Here is a 16899-nt window from a genome sequence, read left to right as displayed (position 1 = left end):
GCTCTAGCGAAGCCGGGCCCGGCGCGAAAGCCTCGCAAATATCATGGAAGCTATCAGGAAAGCGCGGCGATGGCGGCGTCCCAGGCGAGCAGGATGGCGGCATGACGCCCAGGGTAGGCCCGCGCAGGTGCCAGCAGGTCGACGCCCGGCCAGTCCGGCGCATCGTCCGCGCCCGCCAACCAGGCCGCGAGCGCGGCGCGCGTGGTGGCAATCTCGTCTATCGTTCGTCCCGCAGCCGCGCTGGCAAAGACGTGGGCGGCTGCCTGCCCCACCGCGCAGGCGTGGGGCTTCATCCCGATCCGCGCAATCCGCCCCGCCTCGTCGGTCGCCATTCCCAGCGCGATGCTGCTCCCGCACGACCGCGAACGCGCCTCGCCCCGCAGCGCCAGCGCCTCGTCCCAGGGAAAGGCGGCAAGGCCGGTCGCGGCGGCAAGGATCGCCGGGGTGTAGAGAGCCTGCGCCATGGTTGGCGGTCAGTCGGCCACGCGGCGCTTCTTGCGCGGTTTTTCGGCGGGGCTGCTGCTCGCCTCGTCCTCGGGCGCAGCGGCGCTGGCCGCCTCTGCGCGCCGTTCGGCGATCAGCGTCATCAGTTCCTCACTCGCGGCGTTGAGCATGGGATAAGTCCGCCCTTGCGAAATCCACGCCGGGCGGCCCGAAACGCCCCACACCACGTCATAGCCGAACACCAGCACCGAAAACCCCAGCACCACCACGACAAAGGCCTTGAGCGCGCCGAAGCCGAAGCCCAGCAGGCGGTCGATCGGCCCCAGCGTCGATCCCCGGCTCGCCTGCCCCATCTTGCGCGCGATGAACCGCGTCAGGAACACCGGCCCCACCATCAGCAGCGCGAAGGCCAGCACGCCCGCGCCGGTCTCGGTCGAAAGGTGGGGTTCGAGCCACAGCGTCAAGGGCGCGTGCAGATAGCGCACGGCGACAACCGCAGCCCCACAGGCGAGAAGGCTCAACACCTCCTCGACAAAGCCACGGAAGAAACCGCCGATCGCGCCGACCGCGACGACGAGGAGCACGACATAATCGAAGCCGGTCATCGCGCCGGTTGCTACGAGCCGCCCACGATGCGGTCAACGAGATTTGGCAGCAGCTTGAGCGCGCCGTAGGTAAGCCCCGGCACTTTCTCGGCCGCACCGTCCGGCCCATAGGCGCGGGTGAAGCCGAGCTTGGCCGATTCCTTGAGCCGGATCGACCCGTGCGCCACGGGCCGCACCTCGCCCGCCAGCGACACTTCACCGAACCACGCGCAATCGGACGGCAAGGGTCTGTCCGCCAGCGCCGAAACCAGCGCCGCCGCCACGGCAAGATCGGCCGCAGGGTCGGTCAGGCGATAGCCGCCCGCGACATTGAGATAGACTTCCGCCGAGGAAAAGCTGAGCCCGCAGCGCGATTCCAGCACGGCGAGCAGCATGGCAAGGCGGCCCGAATCCCAGCCGACCACCGCGCGCCGGGGCGTGGCCCCGCTGGCGAGGCGCACGGTCAGCGCCTGGATTTCCACCAGCACGGGCCGCGTGCCTTCGAGCGCGGGAAACACCGCGCTGCCCGGCACCGGCTGATCACGGCCCGAAAGGAACAGCATCGAAGGGTTGCCCACTTCCTCCAGCCCCGCGCCCGCCATGGCGAAGACGCCGATCTCGTCCACCGCGCCGAAACGGTTCTTGAGCGCGCGCAGGATGCGGTACTGGTGACTGCGCTCGCCCTCGAAGCTCATCACCACGTCGACCATGTGCTCCAGCACGCGGGGCCCCGCGATGCTGCCATCCTTGGTCACGTGGCCGACCAGCACCATCGCCACGCCGTTTTCCTTGGCATAGCGGATCAGTTCGAAGGCACAGCCGCGCACCTGGCTGACGGTGCCGGGCGCGCCCTCGATCTGGTCGGAATGCATGGTCTGGATCGAATCGATCACCAGCAGCGCGGGCGGCTCCATCGTGCCCAGCGTGGTCAGGATATCGCGCACTGACGTGGCCGAGGCGAGCCGGATCGGCGCCTTGCCCAGCCCCAGCCGGTCAGCGCGCAACCGCACCTGATCCGACGCTTCCTCGCCGCTGATATACACCGACAGCCCGCCCGCCATGGCAACGCGGGCCGAAGCCTGCAGCAGCAGCGTCGACTTGCCGATGCCCGGATCGCCGCCCATCAGGATCGCCGATCCCGGCACCAGTCCCCCGCCCAGCGCGCGGTCGAATTCGGCAAGGCCGGTCTTGCGCCGTTGTGGCAGTTCCACAGGCTGGTCGAGCGACACGAACCGCACCGCCCGCCCGCCGCTCGACAGGTCATGCCTGGCCGAGAACACCGTTTCCGGCGCTTCCTCCACCAGCGTGTTCCATTCCGAGCAATCGGGGCACTGGCCCTGCCAGCGCTGGGTGACGCTGCCACAGGCCTGGCAGGCATAACGACGTTTGGGCTTGGCCATGGCTGAGGCCTAACGCGAACATAGAGAGAACGCAACCCGGCGAATGCATCCGGATCGGTCAAAGCCGCAGCGTGTGGCAAACGGCTCGTTAACGCTTTCGTTTCATGACGTTTCGCACATGGCCGCGCCCGCCCCCATTCTCGGGATAGATCCCAAGCTCTACCGGCATTTCGCGGCGGTGACGCTGCTGATCTCGCTCAGCGTGGCGATGTTCGCCAGCGGTGAAAGCGCGCAAGACGCCCCCGGCGCAGCGGCGGTGGAAAAGGCCCCCGCTCCGCAACCCACAGTCACCCTGACCGACAAGCGCAAGTCTCCCTCGCCCCCGCCGCCTGCCGACAGCGGCGACGAATCCGAATTCGTGGGCGAGGATGGCTTCGATTCCAGCGAGATGCCCGGCTCCGCCACGCTTTCCGTGCCGCCGCCCGATGCAATCCAGATCGAACTGGACCCGCGCGAGAGCGCCCGCATGACGCCGCAACAGCAGGAAACCGCGCTCAAGGACCTGGCCGCCGAAAAGAAGCGCCGCGAAGCGCAGGGGCCCTATCGACCCACCGCGCTGGAATTGCAGCGGCTGCGCAACGCATCGGCCCTGCGTTCGGGCTCCAGCGGCGACGATTGAGCGCAGTAAGGTGGTGCCCCTGGCCAGACTCGAACTGGCACGGATCTCTCCAACCGATTTTGAGTCGGTCGCGTCTACCATTCCACCACAGGGGCACTCGACGGGAGCGGCTTAGCCGCCCCCGCCTGTTGATTCAACCGGCCTTCAGCGCACCGGCCAGCAGCTTGTGCAGGCGCGAATGCAGCGCGTCGTTCCCGGCCAGGACCGTCTCGTCGCAGATCGGCAGCGAGCGGCCCTTGAAGTCGGAGACGAAACCACCGGCCTCGCGCACGAGCAGGCAGCCCGCCGCGCTGTCCCAGGGCTGCAACGCCGATTCCCAGAACCCGTCGTACCGGCCCGCCGCGACCCACGCGAGGTCGAGCGAGGCCGCGCCGAAGCGGCGGATGCCGGCCACGCGCGGGGCGAGCTCGGCGTAGATCTTCATCCATTCGCCCATGTCGCCACGCCCCGCGAAGGGGATGCCCGTGGCGATCAGCGATTCATCGAGATGGCGACGCGCCGAAACGCGCAGGCGGCGGTCCTGCAACCACGCGCCGCGGGTCTTTTCGGCCCAGAAGCTTTCGTCGGTGACCGGCTGGTAGACGATCCCGGCGGTCACTTCGCCCCAGCCCGAACCATCGAGCTTGGGCTCCTGCACCGCGATCGAGATCGCGAAATGCGGGATGCCATGGAGGAAGTTGCTGGTGCCATCGAGCGGGTCGATGATGAAGCGCGGCTTGCCCGGTTCGCCCGGAATTTCGCCGCCCTCTTCCATCAGGAAGCCCCATTCGGGCCGCGCAGCGCGCAGTTCGTCCCACAGCGTGCGCTCGGCCGCCTGGTCCGCCTTCGACACGAAGTCGGCCGGCCCCTTGCGGCTGACCTGGAGATGTTCGACTTCGCCGAAATCGCGACGCAGACGCTGCCCGGCCTTGCGGGCAGCCTTCTCCATCACGCGCATCAGGCCCGAGATCGCTGCCATGGCCGGTCAGCCCACCTTGCCGACGTAGGTACGCTCGTAAACGTCCACGATGATGCGGGTGCCGCTGCCGATGTGCGGCGGAACCATCACGCGCACGCCGTTGTCGAGGATCGCGGGCTTGTAGCTTGAAGACGCGGTCTGGCCCTTTACCACGGCGTCGGCTTCGACGATGGTGGCTTCGACCTGTTCGGGCAGCTGCACCGAGATCGGGCGTTCGTCGTACATTTCGAGCACGGCGGTCATGCCATCCTGCAGGAACGCATCGGCGCCGCCGAGGAGATCCTTGGGCAGGGTGATCTGGTCGTAGGTTTCCACGTCCATGAACACCAGGTCATCGCCTTCGGCGTAGAGGAACTGGAAGTCCTTAGTGTCGAGCCGCACGCGCTCGACCGTGTCGGCGCTGCGAAAGCGGACGTTGGTCTTGCGGCCGTCGATGAGGTTCTTCATCTCGACCTGCATGAAGGCGCCACCCTTGCCGGGCTGGGTATGCTGGGTCTTGGCGACCTTCCAGATGCCCTTTTCGTATTCCAGGATGTTGCCGGGACGGATGTCCACGCCGCTGATCTTCATGATGGAAAGAACCCTGCCAAAGATGGGGAAGCGCGGCCCTTAGCGCCAAGCGCCGATTGCTTCAAGCGCGCGCATCGTGCTAGCGCGCATTCGTGATGAAACCGCGCCGGATTTTCGCCCGTCTCGCTGTCGCCGTGGCACTTGGCCTCACCCCGCTGTCGGCGCAGGCCGCACCCGGCGGGCAGCTTCATACGCTCATCGTCGGGCGCTGGGTATGCGAACAGCCGGGCGACGCCACGCGCGCGCCAGTGCGGCGGGAAGCCGACGATTTCTGGGTCGTTCAGGATTCGAGCTACCGCGTACGGGGCGGCGGCCGGGGCAGCTATCTGCTGCTGGGCGGCCAGCTGGCGATGACCTCCGGCCCCTTCGAGGGTCGCCGCTACGGGCTCGACAGCACGGCCACCGTCCATCCGCTCGGGCCCGATGGTGCGCCCCTGCCGCAGCGCTGCGTGAAGTCGGGCACGCCGTCGGTATATGTCGACATGCCCGAAGCCGCGCCGAAGAACTAGGCCGTGAACGCGCTGTCGCGGCGCATCATGGCATAGGCGAAGGCCACGATCGCCGCGAACACGGCCAGCCCCAGCGGCACCGCGACGGCGTTCTCGCCCATCACTGCCAGCACGTCGGCATTGTTGGTCGCCGCCACCAGCGCGGCATAGGCAATGTTGAACAGGCCATCACCCACGATCAGGCCGGTCGCCGCCAGCACGCCCATGCGCTCGGCCAGTTCCGGGTCCGCCTGTCGCGCCGCCCAGCGGTTGTAGAGGTGCCCGAGCACGGCCCCCGCGACCACCAGCGCCGTCACCTGCATCGGCAGGTACATGCCCATGCCCACCGCCAATGGCGGCAGGCTGCCCCGCTTCGTCACGCGCAAACCCTCGTCCGCCAGCACCGCCACCACGCCGATGCCAGCGCCAAGGCCGACCAGCCCCCAATCGAGATTGCCGCCCAGCACGCCTTGCGCGATGGCCGAGATCAGCGCCGCCTGCGGAGCCGAAAGCGCCCCCGCCCCTGCCCCCGGCGCGCCTTCGAAGCCAAAGGTCACGTTCAGCAAGTCGAGGATCGGCGGGATCACCAGCGCGCCGAACACCACGCCCAGCAGCAGCGCCACCTGCTGCCGCCACGGCGTCGCGCCTACGAGTTGCCCGGTCTTGAGATCCTGCAGGTTGTCGTTCGAAATCGTCGCTACGCCGAACACGATGGCCGTGACGAACAGCGCGAAGGCCACCAGCGCGCGCGTGTCCGACGGAGACCCGCCCTGCCCGAACAGCGCCAGCAGCAGCAGCGAGATGCCCAGCGCGGCCAGAATCCCCACGCCCGAGATCGGGCTGTTCGACGCCCCGATCAGCCCCGCCATGTAGCCACAGACCGAGGCGATGACGATGCCTGCGACGAGCACGTAGAGCACCGCTGCGCCGATCCCCACGCCCAGCATATGGCCCACAGGGCCCCCCGCTGCGAAATCCGCCAGCAGCAGCGCGATCGGCACCATCAGCGCGAGGATCGTGCCGCCGACCACGCCGATCGGCAGGTCGCGCTCGGTCAGCTCCAGCCCGGCCATGCCCTGTCCGGCGCGCGCGCGGTTGGCGGCGATGGCGCCCGCGATGCCGCGCACGATCGGCCCGATCACGCGCAGCAGCGTCCAGATCGCGGCCACGCCGATGGTGCCTGCACCGATGAAGCGGATCTTCTGGCGGAACACGGTCGAAACGAGGTCGGCAAGGTCCACGCCAGACGGCGCGCCGTGCGCGGTATAGATCGGCAGCAGCACGCCGAAGCTGATGACGATGCCCACCAGCATGGCGATGCCCACGGCAAGGCCAACGAGGTGCCCCACCGCGACCAGCGCCAGCGACAGCCCGCCTGCGAACGACGTGCCGCCCGCGCCCACGCGGAAGGTCGTGGCGGCTTCCTCGGCCACCAGCTTCATCTTGGCGAGCAGCGGATAGGCAACGCCCAGCAGCGCGCCCCGCCCTACCGCGGCCAACCCCTTGCGGTTCTCCTCCGCGCCGCCCACGCCCGCGCCCACTTTCAGCACTTCGGCGGCGGCGACACCTTCGGGGTAGGGCAGGTCCGACCCGGTCACGAGTGCGCGGCGCAGCGGCACCGAATACATCACCCCCAATGCGCCGCCGATGGCGATCACCGCGACCGACTGCCAGTAGGGAAAGCCGCTCCACCAGCCGACCATCACGAGGCCCGGCAGCACGAACACGATTGCGGAAAGGGTGCCCGCCGAGCTGGCGATGGTCTGGACGATGTTGTTTTCCTGGATCGTCGCCCCCGGCAGCAATCGCAGCACCGCCATCGAGATGACAGCCGCCGGGATCGAGGTCGCAAAGGTGATGCCGATGCGCAGCCCCAGATAGACGTTGGCCGCGGTGAAGATCACCGTCAGCACCGCGCCCAGCAACACGCCCCGGATCGTCAGTTCGCGCACGCTCGCTTCGCCTGCCATGGCAATCTCCTTTGCAGCCGGTGTGGCACGCGAAGGCCCCTCAGGGAAGGCGGCGCAGCAACGGATAGGGATTGAACGGCGCGCCTTCGTACCAGCGCGCTTGCGGCGTGGTGCGCATCAGCGCGAAATGGAGATGCGGCGCGGCCGGGTCTGCATTGCCCGTTGCGCCCACCGCGCCCAGAACCTGTCCCGGCTTCACCACCTGCCCTTCGGCAAGGCCCGGCGCATAGGCGGCAAGGTGCGCGTAATAGGCCATGGTCGCGCCATCGGGCGCGCGAACATAGATCGTATTGCCGCCATCGCGTGACAGAAACAGCTTTTCCACCCGCCCCGGCAGCGCCGCGAGTACCGGCGTTCCGGCAGGCGCCATGATGTCGATCGCATCGTGAACCCGCGCTCCACCCGCCCTGCTCTGGGTATAGGTATCGACGAGTGCAGCGCTGCTGATGCCCTTTACCGGCATGACCTGCACGGGAACGCGCTGCCAGGAAGCGTCCGTTCCTGCCTGCGCCGCAGGTTCGGAGAACGCCAGCTTGTCCGGCGCGACCACAGCGACCGGAAGCGCCGGCCGCGCCGGACGCGGGATGCGCGCATTGAGCCACAGCGCGCCTGCCACCACCCACGCGGCAGACGTGACCGTGGCCGTGACGATCACCAGCCGCGCCTTGGGCCAGAACGAAGCGGTGGGGCGGTCGCGCCATTGCCCGATATCGGCTGCGGCGGGCATCAGGGCACAAACTCGACGCGCGTGGAGGTGGAGACCATCTGCGCCAGCCGCGCGGCATCCCAGTTGGTCAGGCGGACGCAGCCATGGCTTTGCGTGCGCCCGATCGTTTCAGGCTCGGGCGTGCCGTGGATGCCGTAGTGCTCCTTCGACAGGTCGATCCACACCACGCCAACCGGGCCATTGGGGCCGGGCGGCAACAGCACCTTGGGCTTCTTGTCCGATACGTCCCAGAACAACGCCGGGTTGTAGTGGAACTTCGGGTTGTGATCGATGCCATAGATCTTCCACTTGCCCAGCGGCAACGGATCGTGGCTCGATCCCGTGGTCACCGTGAACCGCGCCAGAACCTTGCCCGCGGTATCGTACCCCGTCAGCGTGCCCCGGCTGCGGCTCACCACGATGCGTTCCAGCGACGGTTGGTCGCTGCCCACGCCGAGCATGACCAGCGTCCGTACCCAGCCCACATCCTTGATCCCGGCGGCATTGATCGTGTCCGCACCGACATTGGGCACGCGAATGCGCTGCCCGGCCGAAAATGCCGGAACCGGCGCCGCCGCGTTCTGTCCCGCCGGCGCCCCACCGTTCAGCGCGTGCAAGGTGGCGACCGTGGTGTGGAAACGCTCGGCCAGCTTTTCGTCCAGCGATGCATAGCCCATGCCCGGCAGCTTGGCCTGCTCGACCGGATCCTTGGGTAGCGGTGCAAAAGGCCCTGCGGCAAAATCTGCGGGAATCGTCACCAGCCGCGTCGCCGCGATCTGCGCCCAGCGCGACAGCACCGTCATCGTCGGCTCGTCCAGCTCGCCCGTCGGGGTCAGGTTGTTGGCCTCCTGGAAGCCCTTCAGCGCATTGACGGTGGAAAGCCCCATTTTCCCGTCGACCACGCCGGGCGAAAAGCCCTGCCGGTCAAGGATCACTTGTGCCTTCATCACCGGGCGAGGCTGGTCGTCGGCCTGTGCGGGATCGGGCGCCTGCCCCGGCCCGGGATCGTGCGAGGCCATGGCGTCCGCCGTGATGTCGGGGGTCGGCGACGCGGCGGGATCGCTCGCCGCCGCGCTTTCGTTCCCGTCGATCGCCTGCCCGGAACCGTTCGAATTGCATCCCGCCAAGGTCAGGGCGAGACAAGTGGTCAACAACAGGCGATGCATGGGTGCTCCCGGTTCTCTTTGCCCGGAAAAACACCAAAACGGTCAATCGGTTCCGGGGATCTCCCGCGCGGCGGCGGTGATCGCCTGCGCCAGCTTGCGCACGCCCTCGGCTTCGTCGGCACCCCACACGGCCTGGCTGACCGCCAGGAAATCCGCCCCCGCCTGCACTAGAGGCCCGCAGTTTTCCGCCGTGATCCCGCCGATGGCGACGCAGGGAATCTCGAACAGCATCGACCACCACGCCAGCAGGTCGGGTTCGGGCCGGTGCTTGGTTTCCTTGGTGCTGCTCGGGAAGAACGCGCCGAACGCCACGTAGTCGGCCCCCGCTTCGCCCGCTTCCATGGCAAGGTGGCGGCTGTCGTGGCAGGTCACGCCGATCTGCGCATCGCGGCCCAGCCGCTGGCGCGCATCCGCCACCGTGCCGTCACCTTGCCCCAGATGCACCCCGTCCGCCCCCAGCCGCTTGGCCAGCGCGATGGAATCGTTGACGATGAAGGCGACCTCGCGCTCGGCGCAGATGCGCTGGAGCGGTTCGGCGAGGCGAGCGGCCTGGTGCTCGTCCATGTCCTTCACGCGGAACTGGAACGCCGCGACCGGCGCCGCCGGGTCCGAGGCGTCGAGCGCGCGGACCAGCCGGTCGGGAAAATCGCCGGAGACATCGAGCGGAGAGATCAGGTAGATCGAGCAGGAAGGATGCGCCATGGCCCCGCGCCCTACTCTCGCCGTCGGTCCAGTGCAATCGGGCGTTCCGGAACCGTTCAGCGGCCTCCCCGATTATAGCCCGCATGAAAACGCTTCTCGCAGCCCTCGCCTTCGTTCCCCTGGCGGCCTGCGCCACCATCCCCGCCGTAGTGCGCGATGATGGTTTTGCCCGCCTTGGCGAAACTACGCGCGGGGCCGGTCAGCGTTCGCGCCGACGAAGTGGTGGAAGACAGCCGCTGCCCGATGAACGCGCGCTGCGTCTGGGCGGGCCGGGTCGTGCTCGCGGCGACCGTGACGCAGGAAGGACGGGCACAGCAGCGCAAGCTGGTACTGGGCGAACCCGCACTGGTGCGGGGCGGCGCGATCATGCTCGATTCCGTCGAGCCGCCGACACGCACCGACACGCCGATCAAGCCCGGCGACTACCGCTTCCACATCCGCTTCGACGCGCAGTAGCCCCGAAACGAAAGACGCCCCTCCCCCGGTTGGCCGGGGCGAGAGGCGCGCCTTTTCATCATCCTCACGCAACGGGTGCGGGCGCGCGGAGCGCCCGCCGCGTCAGGCCGCGACCGGAGCAGTCTTGACCGTCGAGCCCGTGTAGATTTCGTCGATCGCAGCGCCGAGCGAGGCGTCGAATTCGGCGTCGGTCATCTGGAAGCGCAGGTCTTCCAGCAGCGCGCGGCTGAAGCTGGCAATGATCCCGGCATTCTTGGCCAGTTCGACGCAGGCTTCGGGACGCTTGAAGCCGCCCGACAGCGCGACCACGCGCAGCACCTTGGGGTGCGAAACCAGCGGATCGAAGGTGCCCGCCACGACCGGCAGCGACAGCTTGAGCATGACCTTCTGGCCTTCGGGCAGCGTGTCGAGGTTCTTGAGGATCTCGGCGAGCAGGATCGTGTCGCACTCGGCGCGCGTCTCGCTCTTGATGTTCACTTCCGGCTCGATGATCGGCATCATGCCGTGCGAAAGAACCTGCTGACCGACTTCGAACTGCTGCTTGACCACGGCGGCGATGCCTTCGGCATTGGCCGAATTGATCACCGAGCGTTCCTTGGTGCCATAGACGCCCAGCGCCTTCGAACGTTCGAGCAGCGCATCCAGCGTCGGCATCGGCTTCATCAGCTGGACGCCGTTGGCTTCGTCTTCCAGGCCCTTGTCGATCTTGATGAAGGGGACGACACCCTTCTCGATCAGCGCGGCAGGCGTCGGCTTGCCATCGACGGTGCCATCCATGGTGCGTTCGAACAGGATCGCGCCGATGACCTTGTCACCGCTGAACGCGGGCGACTTGATGATGCGGCTGCGCATGTCGTGGATCAGGCCGAACATTTCCTCTTCGGTGCCCCACGCATCGGCTTCCACGCCGTAGCCCGCGAGCGCCTTCGGGGTCGAACCGCCGCTCTGGTCGAGCGCGGCGATGAAACCGTTACCCGCGGCCATCTTCTCGGTCATTTCGGCGTAGTTCATGGCGGTTTCCGTGCAATGGAGGGTGGGCGGACCGAAGTCCGGGAATCTTGGGCGCATACCTATGCGCGAGCGCTCCATAAACAGGCGCGAGTTGCAGTGCAACATCGCGCCTGTCGGATAGGACAATTTTTTGGACAAGGGCTGGCCCACCCCCAACCCCTCCCGCCTGCGGGAGGGGAGCGAGACTTGCGCCTGCATAGCAGGCGTTAGTCGCAGCGGGGTGGGCGCGGCATTGCCCGCCCCGTCAGCCGAGCGCGGCGACGCCCGGCAGTTCCTTGCCTTCCATCCATTCGAGGAACGCGCCCCCGGCGGTCGAGATGTACGAGAAATCACCGGCCGCGCCCGCGTGGTTCAGCGCGGCGACGGTATCGCCACCACCGGCCACCGAAATCAGCGAGCCTTCCTTGGTCAGCGCCGCAGCCGTGCGGGCCAGCGCCACCGTCGCGGCGTCGAACGGTTCGATCTCGAACGCACCCATCGGGCCGTTCCACACCAGCGTCTTGCAGGTCTTGAGCACGTCGCCCAGCGCTTCGACCGCCTGCGGCCCCACGTCGAGGATCATCTCGTCAGCGGCCACTTCATGCACGTTGCAGGTGCGCAAGCTGGCGGGGTTGGCGGCGAATTCCTTCGACACCACCACGTCGTAGGGCAGGTGAACGGTGCAGCCCGCCTTGTCGGCGTTGTCGAGGATTTCCTCGGCGGTGCCGGTCAGGTCATGCTCGCACAGTGACTTGCCCACATCGACCCCGCGCGCGGCAAGGAACGTGTTGGCCATGCCGCCACCGATGATCAGGTGATCGACCTTGCTGACCAGATGCTTGAGCACGTCGAGCTTGGTCGAGACCTTGGCGCCGCCAACAACGGCTGCGACGGGACGTTCCGGCTGGCCCAGCGCCTTTTCCAGCGCCGTCAGTTCGGCCTCCATCGCGCGGCCGGCATAGGCGGGAAGCACCCTGGCCAGCCCCTCGGTCGACGCGTGCGCGCGGTGCGCGGCCGAGAACGCGTCGTTGACATAGGCCGCGCCGAGCTTCGCGATGGCGGCAACCAGCGCAGGATCGTTCTTTTCCTCGCCCTTGTGGAAGCGCGTGTTCTCCAGCACCGCGATCGCGCCCGCAGGCAGCGCCGCGACCGCGGCTTCGGCAGCTTCGCCGGCGCAATCGTCGATGAACGCGACCGGGCGCCCCAGCACGTCCGACAGCGACGGCACGATCTGCGCCAGCGAGTTCGCCTCGCTGCGTTCACCCTTGGGGCGGCCGAAGTGAGCCAGCACCAGCACCTTGGCGCCCTTGTCGGCCAGTTCGGTCAGCGTCGCCACGGTCGCGCGCAGGCGGGTGTCGTCGGTCACCTTGCCATCGGCCATCGGTACGTTGAGATCCTCGCGGACCAGCACGGCCTTACCCGAAACGTCACCGATATCGTCCAGCGTCTTGAAGCTCATGTCTCGATCCTCACTTCGTCGCCGATGGCGATGTCGCCATCGCTGATGACCTTGCCGCACACGCCGCCGCGCCAGTCGGGCAGCAGCGCGGCCTTCAGGCCGGGGGCTATTTCGTCCATGCGGCTGCACGGGTCGCATTCGCAGTTCACGCGGATGCGCAAGGTGGCACCGATGCGGATGATCGCGCCGGGTTCGCGCGGCAGACGCAGGCCGCTGACCAGAAGGTTCGCGCGGCGCACGTGCCAGGGCAGGTCTATTTTGAGATCAGCCAGCGCGGCGGCCCAGCTCTCCGCTTCCATCAGCGTGATCTGCCGCTTGCCGGTCTTGCCGGGGCGGAGGGCGCCACGCAGATCGCCGTGGACGCCCTCGCCTTCGGTCACGCGGACGCGGGACACCGTCTCGATGGAACCGCGCGGCCGATCATGCCGCGCGATGCCCTGAAGGAGTCCCGCCCCCATCGCAGGTGTCTTAGAGGAACTTCGCCATCGCGCCCGCGGTGTCGAGCATGCGGTTCGAGAAGCCCCATTCGTTGTCGTACCACGACAGCACGCGCACCAGCTTGCCTTCGAGGACAGCCGTTTCGAGGCTGTCGATCGTCGACGAGTGCGAATCGTGGTTGAAGTCGATCGACACCAGCGGTTCGGCGGTGAAGCCCAGCACGCCCTTCAGCGCGCCTTCGGCAGCGGCCTTGAGCAGGCCGTTGACTTCTTCCACGGTGGTGTCGCGCTTGGGCGTGAAGGTCAGGTCGACGACCGACACGTTCGGGGTCGGCACGCGGATCGACGAACCGTCGAGCTTGCCTTTCAGGTCGGGCAGAACTTCACCCACGGCCACGGCGGCGCCGGTGCTGGTCGGGATCATGTTCATCGCGGCGGCGCGCGCACGACGCGGATCGCTGTGGATCTGGTCGAGGATCTTCTGGTCGTTGGTGTACGAGTGGATCGTGGTCATCAGGCCACGCTCGATACCGATCGATTCATGCAGCACCTTGGCCATCGGGGCGAGGCAGTTGGTGGTGCACGAAGCGTTCGAGACGATCAGGTGATCGCCGGTCAGCTTGTCGTGGTTCACGCCGAACACGACCGTCAGGTCGACGTTCTTGGCAGGCGCCGAGATCAGCACGCGCTTGGCGCCCGCGTCGAGGTGCTTCTGTCCGCCATCGCGGTTGGTAAAGAAGCCGGTGCATTCGAACGCGATGTCCACGCCGTTGGCGGCGTGCGGCAGGTTGGCCGGATCGCGCTCAGCGGTCACCTGGATGCGCTTGCCGTTGACGATCAGGTCGTTGCCATCGACCGAAACGTCGCCCGAAAACGCGCCGTGGACGCTGTCACGCTTGAACAGCAGGGCATTGGCCTTGGCATCGGCCAGGTCGTTGATCGAAACCAGTTCGAGCCCGCATTCCGGGCGTTCGAGAATGGCGCGCGCGACGTTGCGCCCGATACGTCCGAAACCGTTGATCGCAACCTTGATCGCCATGTCGCAAAAACTCCCTGCGTTAAATCGTGGATCAGTTGCCCAGACGGGCGAGGATCTGCGGGACGATCTTGTCCACGCTGAACCCGAAGTGGTCGAACAGCACGTCGGCCGGGGCCGATGCGCCGAAGGTGTCCATGCCGATGGTCAGGCCATCGCCGACATACTTGTGCCAGCCCATGGTGACGCCCGCCTCGATCGAGACCTTGAGCACGCCCGCGGGCAGCACGTCGGCACGGTAGGCGTCGTCCTGCGCATCGAACAGTTCGAGGCACGGGGCCGAGACCACGTCCGCGCCCAGCCCTTGCGCTTCGAGAGCAGCGGCAACGTCCTTGGCCAGCGCGACTTCCGAACCCGTGGCGACCAGCACGACCTTGCGCGCGGCGGTGGCATCGACGAGGCGATAGGCACCCTTGGCGCTCTTCATCTCGGCATCGAAACGCACCGGCGGCAGGTTCTGGCGCGACAGCGCAAGGACCGACGAGGCGTGCTTGTCGGCCAGCGCCAGCGCCCAGGCTTCGGCAGTCTCGATCGCGTCGGCGGGGCGGAACACCTTGAGGCCGGGGATCAGGCGCAGCGACATGACGTGTTCGACCGGCTGGTGGGTCGGGCCGTCTTCGCCAAGGCCGATCGAATCGTGGCTCAGCACGTAGATCGCGCGGGTGTGCTGCAGCGCCGACATGCGAATGGCGTTGCGGCAGTAGTCGGCGAACACGAGGAAGGTGCCGCCGTAGGGCACGATCCCACCGTGCAGCGCCATGCCGTTCATCGCCGCGGCCATGCCGAATTCGCGGATGCCGTAGTAGACATAGCGACCGTCATAGCTGTCGGCCGAGAACGGCGTGGTCGACTTGGTCTTGGTCAGGTTCGAGCCGGTGAGGTCGGCCGAACCGCCGACCATTTCGGGGATCGCGGCGGTGAAGGCTTCCAGCGCCATTTCGCTCGCCTTGCGGGTGGCGACCTTGGGCGGGTTGGCGATCAGCGACTGGATATAGGCATCGAAGCCGGTGTCGGCCGGAAGTTCGCCCGCCATGCGGCGCGCGAGTTCGGCAGCCTTGTCGCTCTTGGCGGCGCGGGCCTGCCATTCGGCGTGGGCTGCAGCGCCCGCCTTGCCAGTTTCGCGCCAGTTGGCGAGGATGTCCGCCGGGACTTCGAATGGCGCGGCGCTCCAGCCGAGATATTCGCGCGCGGCGGCGATTTCATCGGCACCCAGCGGCGCGCCGTGGACGTTGTGGCCGCCCTGCTTGTTGGGCGCGCCCTTGCCGATCACGGTGCGGCAGGCGACCAGCGACGGGCGCGGATCGGCGGCAGCTTCGGCCAGCGCGCGCGCGATGTCGGCAAAGTCATGGCCGTCGCACGACGTGGTGTGCCAGCCGGTGGCGGCATAGCGGGCAAGGATGTCCTCGCTGGTCGACAGCGAAGTGTCGCCGTCGATGGTGATCTTGTTGTCGTCCCACAACACGTTGAGACGGCCAAGCTTCAGCGTACCGGCAAGTCCGATGGCTTCGTGGTTGACGCCTTCCATCAGGCAGCCGTCGCCGGCGATCACCCAGGTCTTGTGATCGACCAGATCGTCACCGAACTGCGCGTTGAGGTGGCGTTCGGCCATGGCCATGCCCACCGCCATCGCGATACCCTGCCCCAGCGGGCCGGTGGTGCATTCCACGCCGTCGATCAGGAAGTTTTCCGGGTGCCCCGCGCAGACGCTGTTCATCTGGCGGAAGTTGCGGATGTCCTGCATCGTCGGGCTGGCGTAGCCCGACAGGTGCAGCAGCGAATAGATCAGCATCGAGCCGTGGCCCGCCGACAGCACAAAGCGGTCGCGGTCGGACCACTTGGGCGCGGCGGGATCGAACTTCAGGAACTGCGACCACAGCACCGTCGCCACGTCGGCCATGCCCATCGGCATGCCTGGGTGGCCGGAATTGGCGGCCTGAACGGCGTCCATCGAAAGGGCGCGGATCGCATTGGCCATCGGCCCAAGCGCGGCGGGATCACGAGTCATAACCTGAAAACAGCCCTTCCAGCGCGCAAAAGACGCGCGTTTTGCCGATGATTCGGAGCCGGGCCTCTTTGGTCACCCCGCTTCGCAGCGTCAAGGCTGGCGGGGCGAGTCGGGCGGTCCTCGCGTCGGTGGCGCGCATACGAATGCGGGCGCGGAAATGCAAGCCTCGTTCAACAGTACGTGCGTGCATGCACTTCATCAACAAACGTATCCGTTGAAAGGCCGCACACAGGCGTTTGCAGCGCGCGGTCTCTATGCTAGCGCTCTGCGATCATGGCGACGGACGACCTGGAAACCGCGCTCGACCGGATCGAGCAAGCGCTGGCGCGGCTCGAAGCTGCTGCCGCGCGCAAGGCCGAGGAAGCTGCCGAAAGCAGCGCCGCGGAGGCCGAGCTGGGCGATTTGCGCAGCCGCCATCGCAAGCTCAAGGACACGGTCGCACAGGAATTGCGCCAGCTCGACCTGCTGCTCGCCAACCTTCCCAATCCGCGGGGCTGATCGATGAGCAATGTCACTCTCTCGATCGGCGGCCGCAATTTCGCGGTTTCGGCCACCGATGGCGAGGAAAGCCATATCGAGATGCTCGGCCGCATGATCGACGAGCGCGCGCGCAAGATCGGCGCACAGAACCAGTCCGAACCGCGCATGATGCTGTTCGCGGCGCTGGTCATGGCCGACGAGCTGCACGAGGCGCACAAGGCCGCACCGCCGCCCGCTCCTGTCCCCGAGCCGGCGATTTCCGAACCTGCTGGCCCTTCGCCCGAAATCATGGTCCGCGTCGCCGCCATTGCCGCGCGCGTCGAAAAACTTGCCGCACACCTTGAGGATGCGGGCGAAGCGTCCTAGATCAGGAGGTGACGGGTACTGCCCGGCACGAGCCGTTGAAACATCCCTGAGGCTATAAGCAAA

At 67.4% G+C, this 16899-nt stretch carries 20 protein-coding genes and 1 tRNA gene; 5 read left to right on the top strand and 16 right to left on the bottom strand.

Annotated features, from left to right (window positions below; genetic code table 11):
- Nucleotides 1-53 precede the first annotated feature (53 nt).
- The 3 genes from K3A84_RS15450 to radA are packed head-to-tail and all read right to left on the bottom strand — an operon-like array spanning nt 54 to nt 2428.
- Entirely contained in the window at nt 54-464 is a 411-nt protein-coding gene (locus tag K3A84_RS15450) for an iron-sulfur cluster assembly scaffold protein (RefSeq protein WP_225010249.1), read from the bottom strand.
- A 9-nt stretch (nt 465-473) separates the two neighbouring features.
- Nucleotides 474-1049, bottom strand: a complete 576-nt coding sequence (locus K3A84_RS15445; protein WP_225010248.1) for a CvpA family protein — start codon at nt 1047-1049, stop codon at nt 474-476.
- An 11-nt stretch (nt 1050-1060) separates the two neighbouring features.
- On the bottom strand, nt 1061-2428 hold the full coding sequence (gene radA, locus K3A84_RS15440; protein ID WP_225010247.1) for a DNA repair protein RadA: 1368 nt from the start codon (nt 2426-2428) through the stop codon (nt 1061-1063).
- A 118-nt stretch (nt 2429-2546) separates the two neighbouring features.
- Here radA and K3A84_RS15435 point away from each other — a divergent pair, with 118 nt between their 5' ends.
- Nucleotides 2547-3047 carry a hypothetical protein gene (locus tag K3A84_RS15435; RefSeq protein WP_225010246.1) on the top strand — a complete coding sequence of 167 codons (501 nt, stop codon included), beginning with the start codon at nt 2547-2549 and terminating at the stop codon, nt 3045-3047.
- 11 nt (nt 3048-3058) lie between these two features.
- On the opposite strand, the gene K3A84_RS15430 is transcribed toward K3A84_RS15435, so the two are convergent.
- From K3A84_RS15430 to efp, 3 genes are all read right to left on the bottom strand, one after another.
- A tRNA-Leu gene (locus K3A84_RS15430) sits at nt 3059-3142 on the bottom strand.
- A 38-nt stretch (nt 3143-3180) separates the two neighbouring features.
- Nucleotides 3181-4005 carry an inositol monophosphatase family protein gene (locus K3A84_RS15425; protein ID WP_225010245.1) on the bottom strand — a complete coding sequence of 275 codons (825 nt, stop codon included), beginning with the start codon at nt 4003-4005 and terminating at the stop codon, nt 3181-3183.
- Nucleotides 4006-4011: 6 nt separating this feature from the next.
- Nucleotides 4012-4575 carry an elongation factor P gene (gene efp / locus K3A84_RS15420; protein ID WP_225010244.1) on the bottom strand — a complete coding sequence of 188 codons (564 nt, stop codon included), beginning with the start codon at nt 4573-4575 and terminating at the stop codon, nt 4012-4014.
- A 92-nt stretch (nt 4576-4667) separates the two neighbouring features.
- On the opposite strand from efp, the gene K3A84_RS15415 reads away from it, so the two are divergent.
- The gene (locus K3A84_RS15415; protein ID WP_225010243.1) at nt 4668-5084 is read left to right on the top strand and encodes a hypothetical protein; all 417 of its coding nucleotides are present in this window, start codon (nt 4668-4670) and stop codon (nt 5082-5084) included.
- Here K3A84_RS15415 and K3A84_RS15410 read toward each other — a convergent pair.
- The 4 genes from K3A84_RS15410 to thiE are packed head-to-tail and all read right to left on the bottom strand — an operon-like array spanning nt 5081 to nt 9607.
- Nucleotides 5081-7033, bottom strand: a complete 1953-nt coding sequence (locus K3A84_RS15410; RefSeq protein ID WP_225010242.1) for an OPT family oligopeptide transporter — start codon at nt 7031-7033, stop codon at nt 5081-5083. The genes K3A84_RS15415 and K3A84_RS15410 overlap by 4 nt on opposite strands.
- 40 nt (nt 7034-7073) lie before the next feature.
- Nucleotides 7074-7760 carry a M23 family metallopeptidase gene (locus K3A84_RS15405; RefSeq protein ID WP_225010241.1) on the bottom strand — a complete coding sequence of 229 codons (687 nt, stop codon included), beginning with the start codon at nt 7758-7760 and terminating at the stop codon, nt 7074-7076.
- Complete coding sequence (locus K3A84_RS15400) at nt 7760-8905, bottom strand: L,D-transpeptidase family protein (RefSeq protein ID WP_225010240.1); 1146 nt, start codon at nt 8903-8905, stop codon at nt 7760-7762. The genes K3A84_RS15405 and K3A84_RS15400 overlap by 1 nt, the downstream gene beginning before the upstream one ends.
- Nucleotides 8906-8947: 42 nt before the next feature.
- Complete coding sequence (gene thiE, locus K3A84_RS15395; RefSeq protein ID WP_225010239.1) at nt 8948-9607, bottom strand: thiamine phosphate synthase; 660 nt, start codon at nt 9605-9607, stop codon at nt 8948-8950.
- A gap of 156 nt (nt 9608-9763) precedes the next feature.
- Here thiE and K3A84_RS15390 point away from each other — a divergent pair, with 156 nt between their 5' ends.
- Nucleotides 9764-10063 carry a hypothetical protein gene (locus K3A84_RS15390; protein WP_225010238.1) on the top strand — a complete coding sequence of 100 codons (300 nt, stop codon included), beginning with the start codon at nt 9764-9766 and terminating at the stop codon, nt 10061-10063.
- Between the two features lie 102 nt (nt 10064-10165).
- On the opposite strand, the gene K3A84_RS15385 is transcribed toward K3A84_RS15390, so the two are convergent.
- The 6 genes from K3A84_RS15385 to K3A84_RS15360 form a co-directional block, all read right to left on the bottom strand.
- The gene (locus tag K3A84_RS15385; RefSeq protein WP_225010237.1) at nt 10166-11074 is read right to left on the bottom strand and encodes a fructose bisphosphate aldolase; all 909 of its coding nucleotides are present in this window, start codon (nt 11072-11074) and stop codon (nt 10166-10168) included.
- Between the two features lie 244 nt (nt 11075-11318).
- Nucleotides 11319-12512 (bottom strand): phosphoglycerate kinase, encoded by a 1194-nt coding sequence (locus K3A84_RS15380; RefSeq protein WP_225010236.1) that lies wholly within the window; start codon nt 12510-12512, stop codon nt 11319-11321.
- Nucleotides 12509-12970 carry an MOSC domain-containing protein gene (locus K3A84_RS15375; RefSeq protein ID WP_225010235.1) on the bottom strand — a complete coding sequence of 154 codons (462 nt, stop codon included), beginning with the start codon at nt 12968-12970 and terminating at the stop codon, nt 12509-12511. Before K3A84_RS15375 ends, K3A84_RS15380 begins: the two co-directional genes overlap by 4 nt.
- Before the next feature lie 10 nt (nt 12971-12980).
- Nucleotides 12981-13988 (bottom strand): type I glyceraldehyde-3-phosphate dehydrogenase, encoded by a 1008-nt coding sequence (gene gap / locus K3A84_RS15370; protein WP_225010234.1) that lies wholly within the window; start codon nt 13986-13988, stop codon nt 12981-12983.
- A 31-nt stretch (nt 13989-14019) separates the two neighbouring features.
- Nucleotides 14020-15990 (bottom strand): transketolase, encoded by a 1971-nt coding sequence (gene tkt, locus K3A84_RS15365; RefSeq protein ID WP_225010233.1) that lies wholly within the window; start codon nt 15988-15990, stop codon nt 14020-14022.
- Nucleotides 15980-16129 carry a hypothetical protein gene (locus tag K3A84_RS15360; protein ID WP_225010232.1) on the bottom strand — a complete coding sequence of 50 codons (150 nt, stop codon included), beginning with the start codon at nt 16127-16129 and terminating at the stop codon, nt 15980-15982. The genes tkt and K3A84_RS15360 overlap by 11 nt, the downstream gene beginning before the upstream one ends.
- 134 nt (nt 16130-16263) lie before the next feature.
- Here K3A84_RS15360 and K3A84_RS15355 point away from each other — a divergent pair, with 134 nt between their 5' ends.
- Together K3A84_RS15355 and K3A84_RS15350 are read left to right on the top strand one after the other, a co-directional pair.
- Nucleotides 16264-16488 carry a hypothetical protein gene (locus K3A84_RS15355; protein WP_225010231.1) on the top strand — a complete coding sequence of 75 codons (225 nt, stop codon included), beginning with the start codon at nt 16264-16266 and terminating at the stop codon, nt 16486-16488.
- 3 nt (nt 16489-16491) lie between these two features.
- Nucleotides 16492-16836, top strand: coding sequence for a cell division protein ZapA (locus K3A84_RS15350; RefSeq protein ID WP_225010230.1), 345 nt, complete (start codon nt 16492-16494; stop codon nt 16834-16836).
- Nucleotides 16837-16899: the final 63 nt, after the last annotated feature.

Origin of the sequence: Novosphingobium percolationis, from assembly GCF_020179425.1 — a bacterium.
GTDB classification, from domain to species: Bacteria; Pseudomonadota; Alphaproteobacteria; order Sphingomonadales; family Sphingomonadaceae; genus Novosphingobium; species Novosphingobium percolationis.
This window is presented reverse-complemented; position numbering and strand designations above follow the sequence as displayed.

Excerpts from the sequence above, each read along its gene's own strand:
- radA (WP_225010247.1), bottom strand. The coding sequence starts at position 2,428 with ATGGCCAAGCCCAAACGTCGTTATGCCTGCCAGGCCTGTGGCAGCGTC.
- K3A84_RS15450 (WP_225010249.1), bottom strand. The coding sequence starts at position 464 with ATGGCGCAGGCTCTCTACACCCCGGCGATCCTTGCCGCCGCGACCGGC.
- K3A84_RS15375 (WP_225010235.1), bottom strand. The coding sequence starts at position 12,970 with ATGGGGGCGGGACTCCTTCAGGGCATCGCGCGGCATGATCGGCCGCGC.
- efp (WP_225010244.1), bottom strand. The coding sequence starts at position 4,575 with ATGAAGATCAGCGGCGTGGACATCCGTCCCGGCAACATCCTGGAATAC.
- K3A84_RS15355 (WP_225010231.1), top strand. The coding sequence starts at position 16,264 with ATGGCGACGGACGACCTGGAAACCGCGCTCGACCGGATCGAGCAAGCG.
- K3A84_RS15405 (WP_225010241.1), bottom strand. The coding sequence starts at position 7,760 with ATGCCCGCCGCAGCCGATATCGGGCAATGGCGCGACCGCCCCACCGCT.
- tkt (WP_225010233.1), bottom strand. The coding sequence starts at position 15,990 with ATGACTCGTGATCCCGCCGCGCTTGGGCCGATGGCCAATGCGATCCGC.
- K3A84_RS15380 (WP_225010236.1), bottom strand. The coding sequence starts at position 12,512 with ATGAGCTTCAAGACGCTGGACGATATCGGTGACGTTTCGGGTAAGGCC.
- K3A84_RS15390 (WP_225010238.1), top strand. The coding sequence starts at position 9,764 with ATGATGGTTTTGCCCGCCTTGGCGAAACTACGCGCGGGGCCGGTCAGC.
- K3A84_RS15400 (WP_225010240.1), bottom strand. The coding sequence starts at position 8,905 with ATGCATCGCCTGTTGTTGACCACTTGTCTCGCCCTGACCTTGGCGGGA.
- K3A84_RS15445 (WP_225010248.1), bottom strand. The coding sequence starts at position 1,049 with ATGACCGGCTTCGATTATGTCGTGCTCCTCGTCGTCGCGGTCGGCGCG.
- K3A84_RS15410 (WP_225010242.1), bottom strand. The coding sequence starts at position 7,033 with ATGGCAGGCGAAGCGAGCGTGCGCGAACTGACGATCCGGGGCGTGTTG.
- thiE (WP_225010239.1), bottom strand. The coding sequence starts at position 9,607 with ATGGCGCATCCTTCCTGCTCGATCTACCTGATCTCTCCGCTCGATGTC.
- K3A84_RS15425 (WP_225010245.1), bottom strand. The coding sequence starts at position 4,005 with ATGGCAGCGATCTCGGGCCTGATGCGCGTGATGGAGAAGGCTGCCCGC.
- K3A84_RS15435 (WP_225010246.1), top strand. The coding sequence starts at position 2,547 with ATGGCCGCGCCCGCCCCCATTCTCGGGATAGATCCCAAGCTCTACCGG.
- K3A84_RS15350 (WP_225010230.1), top strand. The coding sequence starts at position 16,492 with ATGAGCAATGTCACTCTCTCGATCGGCGGCCGCAATTTCGCGGTTTCG.
- K3A84_RS15360 (WP_225010232.1), bottom strand. The coding sequence starts at position 16,129 with ATGCGCGCCACCGACGCGAGGACCGCCCGACTCGCCCCGCCAGCCTTG.
- gap (WP_225010234.1), bottom strand. The coding sequence starts at position 13,988 with ATGGCGATCAAGGTTGCGATCAACGGTTTCGGACGTATCGGGCGCAAC.
- K3A84_RS15385 (WP_225010237.1), bottom strand. The coding sequence starts at position 11,074 with ATGAACTACGCCGAAATGACCGAGAAGATGGCCGCGGGTAACGGTTTC.